We start from the raw sequence: 10,173 nt of genomic DNA, 5'->3' as shown, positions 1-10,173 counted from the left end.
TTCAGTATCCCTTTCATTCAAGGTTTCTAGGCTTTTATGAGCAGAGCGACACACTCAGCGGTTCGCTGTTACCGCATCACTATGTTCTGCGACAGCTATCGCATGGGCAGAACATCTGCTTTGACTTCGATGATGAATCATCTCGTACAAACAGTGATACTGCCTCAACGTGATGCGTATTCGGGAGTTCAAAGGTCCGGCGGACCTTTGAAGCAGCTTGCCAAAAAACAAGAGAGCAAGCTGGACAATCTAATTGCGTTTTTCTAATAGACTCACAACTTCAACATGTGTAGTCTGTTCCTTGAGAATACAATTTTTTATCCTCGTCACTGTTTTGAGGACACAATTTATCTGTTTCTAGTTTAGCATTTTTACGTTTACTTTTAAATTGTTTACCATCCTTGTTTTGAGTTTCACCTGTTTTGAATATTATGGTTAACATTGCAGGATCAATTTCTCCGTCGCTATTAACTCCACCTACAATAATTTTCTCAACAATACTTTCAAAAACTGCACGATCAAACTCCGTAAGCATTTTCTGTGAAGATAGCAAGTGCTTAAACTCAGTTAGTCTTTTCTTTACATCGATTTCTGATTTTAAGGTTGTTTCAATATTTACCTTCTCTTCTGCTAGAAACTCTTTTTCTGAGGAAATTTCATTGTACTTTTCATTGTATATGGTATCGCTAATTTTCCCTTCGAGCCTTAGATTTACAAGATTTTCCTCTTTTTTTAGTAATGTTCGAAGTTTGTTTGTAATCCTTTTTAGTTCCTTATTAAGGCTATTGTCATTCAATTCAGATTCAATCGTTTCAAGTAAGTCTGTCATTAAGTTTTCATTTGAATGATAAAGTTTTCTGTAAGCTTCCATGAAAGCCCCCTCAATAGCGAGCTCTTCTAATCCTTTACTATGCTTACAAAATTTCTTTCCTTTCTTTATCGATGTAACACAGTGCCACACAACCTTGCGATAATCTGAACGGCAGTGCCAACTTCTTCTAGATAATATTGAACCACAAAAACCACATTCTAACATGCTACTAAAAGCATACATTTTTGAATAGCGTTCACGCTTGCCATTTACATTTGCAGCAGTCTTCTTATTTCCTGCTCGACGAAGTCTTATCTCCTGAGCTTTCTCAAAGTCTTCTTTAGATATTATAGGTTCATGATTATCTTTGATGTAGTACTTATCTTCTTCACCAAAATTACTTAAACGTCTCTTGCTTATTGGATCCACTGTAAAAGTTTTGCCCATTAGAATATCGCCTTTATATTTTTCATTCTTTATGATTCCTAAGACTGTTGTATCATTCCAATGATCTAATCCTCTCGGCGATTTGTAACCTAGTTCATCAAGTTCCCTTGCAATTACTTTTCCTCCAATACCTTCTAAGTACCTTTCAAAGATATAGCGAACTATTTTGGCTTCTTTTTTATTGATTGAAAGTTGCTTGGTTTCTACATCATAGTCATACCCCAAGCATCCTTGAAACCCTATCAATTCACCACGTTGCATCTTCATTTTTAATCCTTTTTTCACATGAGCAGATGTATTTTCTACTTCTTGCTGTGCAACGGAGCTTAGAATAGTCAAAAGCAATTCTCCATCCATTGTTAGGGTATCTATATTTTCTTCCTCAAAATATACTCCAATTTGCATATCTTTTAACATTCTGACATATTTCAAAGTATCTAGGGTATTCCTGGCAAATCTAGCAATTGCCTTTGTGACAATGTAATCTATTTCTCCATTTACACAATCATTTATTAATCGTTGAAAATCTTGTCTCTTTCCTACTTGTGTTCCTGAAATCCCCTCATCTGCATAGATACCTGCCAGTTCCCAATCCGACCGCTGAGAGATATAATCTTTATAATGTCTCACCTGAGATTCATAGCTGTTCTTCTGATCTTCGCTATCAGAACTAACTCGGCAATAAGCAGCAACCCTTTTTGACTCTCTTTCGAAATTGTCGCCTCTACGACGAACTAAAGAATCAGCTTTTATTATTTCAACATTATTTTTTTTCATACTGAAATTCCTCCTTTTGATTCTATATTACCGCGTTCAAATCAAAAGGTCAGCTAATTTGTGTACTTAATGCGCAGTCTATTTTTAATTTTTTCATATTCCTTTTTAGTCAACATATTTCTGGAATATAAAAAATTAAGCATTGAAAGTTGCATACTATATTTTACTACTGATTGTTCCAAAACTTACCCTCCTGATAACATGTTACTCTTAGTTATTCTCTGTGGGTATGACTGGTTATATCAATCATGGGAATTTCACCCGCTGTCCTTTTACGTTGGCAGCCTGAACGGTCAGAAGTATCATTATCATTATTTGTGTCATGGCAGATAGGTCACCATCCTATTTTTGAATAAATGATTTCCGCTCATTTCCTGGCGCATTACATTCTATTGCTCAACAAATAAATAAAGTCCCACCTAGAATTATTCAATTGTCAAAGGGCAAAAAGAGACTAAAAATTCCTCTCACTATAAAGAGTGAATTTTTTAGTCTCCTGTTTCCTTATTTTTCAAAAAATTTTCGTAGGTTGTCCAAAATTGTATTTCTCATCCGAAATAGACTAGTCGCAGACATCTCATGCTCTATTGCTACTTCTCTGATGGTATGCTCTCTAAAATACAGAGCATCAATGATTTTAAACTCTTTATCAGATAAGGTTAATAAAGCCTCATTTAGTTGCTCAATAAGGAGCTTGTTTTCTATAAAACGTTCAACATCAACAGTTGTATCAGGCAGTACATTTGCTAGCAGTAACCCATCTACTTCAAATGATGAAAAAGGTAATACTCCAAATTTCCTATCTTTTCTATTCAGATACTTCTCGTGATTGACCAATTGCCAGTAGCTTTTATAAACCGTTTCTGTTACGGGGATTTTACTACCTCTAACGTGAATATAATATTTCATTTCAGCCTCCGTTTATGATTTTTTCTTAGTCATAAAAGGAGGGCTCCTTATCTCAACCATAGCTATTTCTCACTTTTATCAAATCAAGGAGTTCTCCTCACTATAAGAGTGAAAATATGGTGCTCTTGTTCCAAAAAAAATTATATGTACCAAAAAACAGCAAGCTCTTCTGAACTTGCTGATCTATATTTTAATAAGTTTCTGTTTAGTAGGTAACAATAAGATATTTTGCTATATAAGCAATGTAATACCTAGATAATCTATAATTTATTCTATGCGTGCTATTCTAAATTCATTATTAATCTCAACAGCTATGGTTCCTTCTTCTGCTAACAAATAAACTTCTCCGTAATCCCAAACTTCTCTTTTTTCATTAGAATTAGAACCAGAATAATCTATTTTATTTAGTTCCGATTTAGAAATTTCTTGTCCCGTATTCAAAATAAATGTTTTTGAATCTGCTATTACTCCTAGAAATTCTTTTAGTTTATCATCAGATACAATATCAGATGAAATACGAAATTTTTTATTATTAAATTTAACTATCCTACAATCAGATGGATCAATTGCAAGTTCCCCACCTGCTGAATTATTATTGAACTCTTCCAAGCTCAGCATTTCATTATTGGATTGCACATCCGAACTCAAAGAAACCTTATAATAAGAATCATTTATAGAAATAGCTAAACCATCACTAAAATTATAGAGCCCACTATATGCTAATGATACTGTATCACTATTACTTTTAGTAACAACTTTCTGGCTATTTCTATCAATTACTAATGTTTTAAAAAAAGATTCCTTCACAGTACCTAGATCATTTTCATCAACAATTTGATTCATGATTGTATAATCATTTCCTTTATATGTAAATTGATTAAATGATTGATCATGAAACTCTATTGTTTTATTGTCTACCAATCTACATGCAACTAAAGTACAAATTCCAATAAGAACAACTAAGCTAAATAAAATTTTCCTCATGCTACTTCACCTCCTTTATAACATCATCAAATAATAATCTTTAGATTTCAAAATATGCTGTCATTCGCTTTTTATCTATTGAATTTTGTTGTATTCTACTCTTTTAGTGACCTCTAACCAATTTACCTCTTTTTACATATTTTTTGAATTTCAACATTATTCATAACAGCTAAATTACAAAAATACGATAATATGATAAAACCAATTAAGTATACTAGAATCATAAAAATTTCATTTTTCCCAATTTCTAGGATCATATTAACAGGTAAAACGATAGGCAACCAGAAGTTATTTAAAAATACTTTATTGGTTGCAAATATAATAAACAGACATTCGATAAAAGAAATTACTAGATTCCCTCCCTTTCCCATGATAAGACTAAGTAACATATGGAAATGGTTAAGTAAGACTAATAATAACCAAGTAATCACACCAACATACGCAAAGTAAGAGAGTCTATTAAATTCAACTCCTACCACTATCCAAACTGGAACTCCCAATAAAACCATAAGTAAGTCTGTCGAAATAAGCTTTATTCCCCAAATAATTCCACTATTTTTTTCGCTTTTAATATTTTGAAAGAAATTTGCTTTTTCCTCTTGTTCATGAAGAAAAATAGAGAAAATTGATGCTAATATACAATATCCTAACATAGGTAAAAAAATGATATTTTCAATTACAACTGAATTATTTGTAAACTGTAAATAAAGAGGAATTGTGAATAATTGAATAATTGATAAAATTAAAATAAGATTTAAAGTAAGAGAGCCTTTCAACTTTAGCAACTCACTTTTTAGAATTTTGTTCATTAGTTATCCTCCACTTCAACAAACTAAGGAAACTCACAAAAACTAAGATTGAAAGAGATACTGATATTAAAATTGTCGATATTTCAACTCCACTTAATGCTGCCTCTAAATCACCTGAGGGTTTTAAATGTAAAAGAGCATAAGCAATTTTATAGTGATAAGTATAAGGAAATATGAACCAAACCGATGTCTGAGCTATTAGAGGAGCAACTAATAAGCAAATAAGAGAATTTGTAGCCAACAACAAGTAGGGATTTATCCACTTTGCTAGAAAATATAATAGTGGTAATACCCAAGCAGAAGAAACACCAATAAGTAATAAACAAATCAAATCTTTACCAATGTCTACTGATATCACACCTGAAAAAAGAAATGAGATGCCATAAAATATTATCGTAAAAATAAAGGTTGAAATCAAAACATCCTTGAACTTCAACAGTATCTTCGCTAAATAAATAGTAAACGTATATCTACCCAAGCTAATATTTTGAAACGCACCTGCATTCTCCTCCGCGCTATAATCAGCTAAAAACAATAACCCAAGGAGAGTGAAAAGGAATCCTCCCTCCCACCAATAAATTGAAAAACTTTCTAAATTGAGAGGTCCTGCTAGTATGAAAGCTATAAAAATTGCTAGCAAAGGAATAAGGATTAGTAATTTTTTATCAGAACTAGATTTTTGCTTCAGCCACTCAGATTTAAAAATATTAGTCATTTCCATCACCTCCATGGACAATTCTAAAGAATAGTTTTTCTAAATCATTTGAATTCTTATTAATATCATCGTAAAAAATCTTGCCCTGATTCAGTATAACGATTTGATCCGCAATTTTGCTGACTTCACTTAGTTGATGGCTGGACAAGAGGACTGTCATTCCAGATTTTTTTAGATCCCTAATTAAATTTAGCAATTCTTTTATCCCATCTGGATCTAGACCATTAGTTGGCTCATCTAAAATTAATAAATCAGGATTGGTAATAATTGCCATTCCTAAACCAAGTCGTTGCTTCATTCCTAATGAAAAGTGCCCTGCCTTCTTTTTTCCAGTATCAGATAAACCAACCAACTGAAGTACCTCATAAATTCTTTCATCTGGAATATCATGTAGCAATGCTCGTGTTTTTAAATTGTCAAATGCAGAAAGATTCAAATAGATAGCAGGAGATTCTATCAACGCTCCAATATCAAATCTATTTTCTTCTACAATATCCTTATGCTTTCCATTGAAAATGACTTCTCCACTATCAGCTCTTTCTAACCCAAAAAGAATTTTCATAATGGTGGATTTCCCAGCCCCATTTACTCCCAGAAGACCACAAATAGTACCTTCTTCAATTTTAAATGAAACGTCTTTTAAAACCTCTTTGTCTTTATAGCTTTTTCTTAGATTTTGAATGATAACTTCCATTTTTTCTGCCTCCATTTCTTTTATTATAATACAAAAGAAATTTCAGTATTTGTTCAGAAAAAAATTGAGCAAAAAGTCGATATCTCTTTGATTTTTTCAAATTTTCGAAATAAAAAATCGCATAAAATCAACGTTTTTAAATGAAAGATTTCATGCGGTTTTGTTTATATTAGGCTTTTTGACCAGCCCCTAAAATTTTTTAATTAATAAAGTGACCTGTGCACCACCATTTTGTGGATTTGAGAGTATTAATTGACCTTGATGTCTCATAGCTATCTTTTGAGCAAATGAAAGTCCTATTCCGTAATGCTTATCATTTCTTCCTTTATTCTCTGTGTAAAAAAGTTTTCCTCCATCTTTAAGAGACTCTTCTGTAAATGGTAAACCATTATTCCAAATCTCAAAACTGATAAAGTTGGAACTTTCAGATATAGTCAGTACCACCTTGCCCTCTTCTGAACAAAATCTAGTCGCATTAGATAAGATATTTATCAAAGCTCGATCTAAGTTGAGACGATTTCCTTTAATCACTCTGGTATGGGATTCATTAACTATTTGAAAATTAATTTTTTTTGAAGACATAATATCTCGACATTCTAATGATAATTCATCAAGAAATTTTGATAATTCAATATCTTCCTGATAATTCTTATCCTCAATTAGCAATCTTGAGTAATTAACCATTGAATTAAAATACTTTTCAAATATACCAACACTATGATTCATTGAGGACATAAAATCTAATTGTTTTTCATCTAGATTAGTCATCTCAAGCAACTCGATATTCCCCTTTAAAACAGTTAATGGTGTTTTAATATCATGTGCTAATGCAGCAACTTGAAATGACAAATCTTCTTTATCTTTTTTCTCCATTTCTAATAACTTTGTCAACTCTTCGTCTTTTTGATAAAGCGTCAATAAAATGTTATTACATTCTAAGATTGCAGTTTCTTTACGTCCAATATCCATTCCTGGTATTCCCATATTCAGAGATATTTTTTCAATTAGACGAAAATTTTTTGTAAATTCTCTTAAGAGCCTAATAACAGAGATAGAGATGAGTAATAATTCTAGCACTATAAAAAACAAATAAGAGACTAAATTATAGGAAATATGTCGAAAGTTTCGATTTACAAATTCGGGCATTGTTGGTCTTCTAATAACCAAAATAAAATCTGAGTTTTCATATTTTGTAAACAATATAGAACCCTCGCTAACCGAACTTCCAGTATCAAAAACTTCTTTATAATGTTGTAAATCCTGTTTTTGATAATTTCCAGAGACCAATTCGCCATTATCGCTATCAAACAATACATAATCAAAGACAGAATAATCCATTTGATTCTTAATACCGTTAGCAGATTTACTATCACTAATTGAAATATGATAGTCTGTTCCATATGTGTTCAACTGACCTGTAAAAATAAGAACGTAGCTCAATACAAGCAACATAATAACATTTGCAACTGTACCAATCACGATTTCAAGAACTGTCCTTAAAATCCGCTTATTAATTGAATACCTTTTCATCATTCCACTTATATCCCATCCCCCTTATTGTTTTAATGGGATTAATTCCATAGGGACCAAACTTGACTCTAATTTGATAAATGTATTCCGAAATTGAACGAAATAATGCATCTGCTTCATCACCATAGACACATTCATAGATTTCTTCTCTTGTATAAACCTTATTTGTCTTACTAGATAATAGCTCTAAAATATCATATTCCCTTTTAGTAAGAGAAATAGCTTCACCATTAACACACACGAGTTTTTCTTGAAGGTAAAATGTTAGTGGAAATAATTCTCGAATAACAGATTCATTAGATTCAGCATTTCTATAGCGTTCTTCTCGTTTTAAATGCGCTGCAACCTTAGCAACTAGTTGATTAACACTAAATGGCTTTGTGATATAATCGTCACCACCGAGATTTAAGCCAGATACAATATCATCTTCAGAATCTTTTGCACTGACAAAAATAATCGGAGAGGATACTGATTTACGAATCTGTTTACAGATTTGCAGACCATCAACATTTGGCATCATAACATCAAGCAATATTAAATCAAATCCATCAAAATCACTTATTTTTATAGGAAGCCTAACTTCTTGATAAGTCGTCACATTATAGTTTTTCATTTCTAAAATTGTTCGCATCAATTTTACAATTTCAAAATCATCATCAACTACCAAAATCTTATACATACTAGGTACCTCTTTTATCTCATACTACTATTTTACACTATTATTGCACAAAATTTGTAATATTTAGTAGCCTAATTTGTCCATTGTTTCCATTATTACTAAGAAAACAATTATCATATAAAATTCGAATAGCTTCATCTGGTTGGTCCTTCAAATTATACTTTTCTATAATCAATCCTAAAGCTGCAGAGACTTTAGGAGTCGAAATTGAAGTCCCATATGCATATGTATACTTTCCTTCAAGCGTTGGAACAAGAATCCATTCTTTTTCATATAATTTATCAGCTACCCATTTATCATATCCTACTTTAGAAAGCGCTTGACTTCCACCTCCTGTTGCATAGATATCAATGTCGCCATTCCCTTGATTTGAGAAACTAGATACAAGATCATTATCATCTACTGAACCAACTGTAACAACATTGTCTAATTCAGCCGGAATATCTTGTACAGTTCCATCAACTTGACTATAATCTTTTCCTCTTAAACTACCAAGATAGTTTTTTAATTCATCTTGATTCTGTAAATCCATCCCTTCATCACCTACTGAAGCAACGACAACGGAACCTTGATTATGAGCATAATTAATTGCCCGTTGATAGATATTGATCAAAGCTGTATCATCATCTTCATCAGTGGAATCTCTTAACAAATATTCTCCTAAACTAAGGTTAATAACATCAACATCATCTTTTGCTGCTTGAATGAGCGCTTTGAGAATCCATTGGTCTTGAGCATTCCCTTCATCAAAAACACGATACATTCGTATTTTCATGTCAGGTGCTATCCCTAAATATTCTCCACTTGATGAAATTTGTCCCACAACAGAGGTCCCATGGCCAATTTTATCTACAACATTTTGGTTATCAACTATTCCTGTTTCCAAATCTGATGTGAAATTTTGTACTGAAATAATGTGTGAATAAATATCTGGATTATCATATGTAATACCAGAATCTATTACACCAATTGTTGCTTTACCAGAAGACTTATGTTGAAATTTACTTCCAGTACTAATACTCTTTTGCATATCCCACTGATTTCCCCAAAAATCTAAATTAGTATTTGTATAAACCTTGTCCCCATACAAATAAGTAATATTAGGCTTTACAGTCATAGTATTATCTATAACTATGTCATCAATATAATTAGAGTTTTCTTTTTTTATTGTATCTTCACTTTTTTCGGTAGAAATAGTTAAAAAATTTATTTCAAGTGATTTGTGATTAATCACTTGTGATTTGTGATAAGTGATTTGTGATTAATATATAAAAGCCCTCTTTAAAGGGCTTTTATGCTTATTTTGAAAAAGAGATAAAATCAATATATCCCTTTTCTCCGATTTTTACAACGGCATTGTAGGACTTTCTATCTTTCGTTTTGATTCCTTTTACCAGGGTTTCTTTTCCCTCTAGTAATTCTTTTACATTTGTTTTGGTGAGTTTTTTCTTTCTAAAATGTTCAGCTAAAGTGAAGGTACATTCAGGATAATTTGAACAACCATAAAACGATTTTTTTAATACAATATTGTTGCCACACTTAGGACATTTTCCTACAAGGGGTCCCGAGCGCTTAGTGGGAATTTGTACCCCTTATCGATACAAATTCCCCGTAGGCGCTAGGGACCTCTTTAGCTCCTTGGAAGCTGTCAGTAGTATACCTAATAATTTATCTACATTCCCTTTAGTAACGTGTAACTTTCCAAATTTACAAAAGCGACTCATAGAATTATTTCCTCCCGTTAAATAATAGATAACTATTAAAAATAGACAATACTTGCTCATAAGTAACGGTACTTAAATTGTTTACTTTGGCGTG

Annotated in this window: 10 protein-coding genes and 2 pseudogenes; all 12 read right to left on the bottom strand. The window is 32.0% G+C overall.

Annotation, left to right across the window (positions count from 1 at the left end):
• Positions 1-280: 280 nt before the first annotated feature.
• Positions 281-2,035: a recombinase family protein gene (locus NOL38_RS10110; protein ID WP_105152463.1), complete on the bottom strand. Its 1,755-nt coding sequence runs from the start codon at positions 2,033-2,035 to the stop codon at positions 281-283.
• Positions 2,036-2,088: 53 nt separating this feature from the next.
• A complete protein-coding gene (locus tag NOL38_RS10495; RefSeq protein WP_306341358.1) occupies positions 2,089-2,190 on the bottom strand; it encodes a hypothetical protein in 102 nt (33 codons plus the stop codon).
• Between the two features lie 349 nt (positions 2,191-2,539).
• Complete coding sequence (locus tag NOL38_RS10105) at positions 2,540-2,944, bottom strand: sigma-70 RNA polymerase sigma factor region 4 domain-containing protein (RefSeq protein WP_000878635.1); 405 nt, start codon at positions 2,942-2,944, stop codon at positions 2,540-2,542.
• Positions 2,945-3,211: 267 nt separating this feature from the next.
• Positions 3,212-3,928, bottom strand: coding sequence for a NisI/SpaI family lantibiotic immunity lipoprotein (locus NOL38_RS10100; RefSeq protein ID WP_001226539.1), 717 nt, complete (start codon positions 3,926-3,928; stop codon positions 3,212-3,214).
• Positions 3,929-4,050: 122 nt separating this feature from the next.
• A complete protein-coding gene (locus NOL38_RS10095; RefSeq protein ID WP_001033677.1) occupies positions 4,051-4,737 on the bottom strand; it encodes an ABC-2 family transporter permease in 687 nt (228 codons plus the stop codon).
• Positions 4,715-5,452: a lantibiotic immunity ABC transporter MutE/EpiE family permease subunit gene (locus tag NOL38_RS10090; protein WP_000181737.1), complete on the bottom strand. Its 738-nt coding sequence runs from the start codon at positions 5,450-5,452 to the stop codon at positions 4,715-4,717. Before NOL38_RS10090 ends, NOL38_RS10095 begins: the two co-directional genes overlap by 23 nt.
• Positions 5,445-6,146 (bottom strand): ABC transporter ATP-binding protein, encoded by a 702-nt coding sequence (locus NOL38_RS10085; protein ID WP_000452012.1) that lies wholly within the window; start codon positions 6,144-6,146, stop codon positions 5,445-5,447. The genes NOL38_RS10090 and NOL38_RS10085 overlap by 8 nt, the downstream gene beginning before the upstream one ends.
• Positions 6,147-6,335: 189 nt before the next feature.
• Positions 6,336-7,679: a sensor histidine kinase gene (locus tag NOL38_RS10080; RefSeq protein WP_000977993.1), complete on the bottom strand. Its 1,344-nt coding sequence runs from the start codon at positions 7,677-7,679 to the stop codon at positions 6,336-6,338.
• Positions 7,657-8,355 (bottom strand): response regulator transcription factor, encoded by a 699-nt coding sequence (locus NOL38_RS10075; RefSeq protein ID WP_000276751.1) that lies wholly within the window; start codon positions 8,353-8,355, stop codon positions 7,657-7,659. The genes NOL38_RS10080 and NOL38_RS10075 overlap by 23 nt, the downstream gene beginning before the upstream one ends.
• A gap of 40 nt (positions 8,356-8,395) precedes the next feature.
• Positions 8,396-9,589 carry a S8 family peptidase gene (locus NOL38_RS10070; RefSeq protein ID WP_277942063.1) on the bottom strand — a complete coding sequence of 398 codons (1,194 nt, stop codon included), beginning with the start codon at positions 9,587-9,589 and terminating at the stop codon, positions 8,396-8,398.
• Between the two features lie 64 nt (positions 9,590-9,653).
• Positions 9,654-9,914, bottom strand: a pseudogene (locus NOL38_RS10065) (topoisomerase DNA-binding C4 zinc finger domain-containing protein); the annotation flags it as partial.
• Positions 9,915-10,083: 169 nt separating this feature from the next.
• Positions 10,084-10,173: pseudogene (locus NOL38_RS10060) on the bottom strand (23S rRNA (adenine(2058)-N(6))-methyltransferase Erm(B)); the annotation flags it as partial.

Source organism: Streptococcus suis, assembly GCF_029616525.1.
GTDB classification, from domain to species: Bacteria; Bacillota; Bacilli; order Lactobacillales; family Streptococcaceae; genus Streptococcus; species Streptococcus suis_AF.
Note: the sequence above shows the minus strand (reverse complement) of the source record. Positions and strands in the feature narration are given on the sequence as shown.

Bases quoted from the DNA above. Each gene is read 5' to 3' on its own strand.
- NOL38_RS10110 (WP_105152463.1), bottom strand. From the start codon at position 2,035: ATGAAAAAAAATAATGTTGAAATAATAAAAGCTGATTCTTTAGTTCGT.
- NOL38_RS10495 (WP_306341358.1), bottom strand. From the start codon at position 2,190: ATGCAACTTTCAATGCTTAATTTTTTATATTCCAGAAATATGTTGACT.
- NOL38_RS10105 (WP_000878635.1), bottom strand. From the start codon at position 2,944: ATGAAATATTATATTCACGTTAGAGGTAGTAAAATCCCCGTAACAGAA.
- NOL38_RS10100 (WP_001226539.1), bottom strand. From the start codon at position 3,928: ATGAGGAAAATTTTATTTAGCTTAGTTGTTCTTATTGGAATTTGTACT.
- NOL38_RS10095 (WP_001033677.1), bottom strand. From the start codon at position 4,737: ATGAACAAAATTCTAAAAAGTGAGTTGCTAAAGTTGAAAGGCTCTCTT.
- NOL38_RS10090 (WP_000181737.1), bottom strand. From the start codon at position 5,452: ATGACTAATATTTTTAAATCTGAGTGGCTGAAGCAAAAATCTAGTTCT.
- NOL38_RS10085 (WP_000452012.1), bottom strand. From the start codon at position 6,146: ATGGAAGTTATCATTCAAAATCTAAGAAAAAGCTATAAAGACAAAGAG.
- NOL38_RS10080 (WP_000977993.1), bottom strand. From the start codon at position 7,679: ATGATGAAAAGGTATTCAATTAATAAGCGGATTTTAAGGACAGTTCTT.
- NOL38_RS10075 (WP_000276751.1), bottom strand. From the start codon at position 8,355: ATGTATAAGATTTTGGTAGTTGATGATGATTTTGAAATTGTAAAATTG.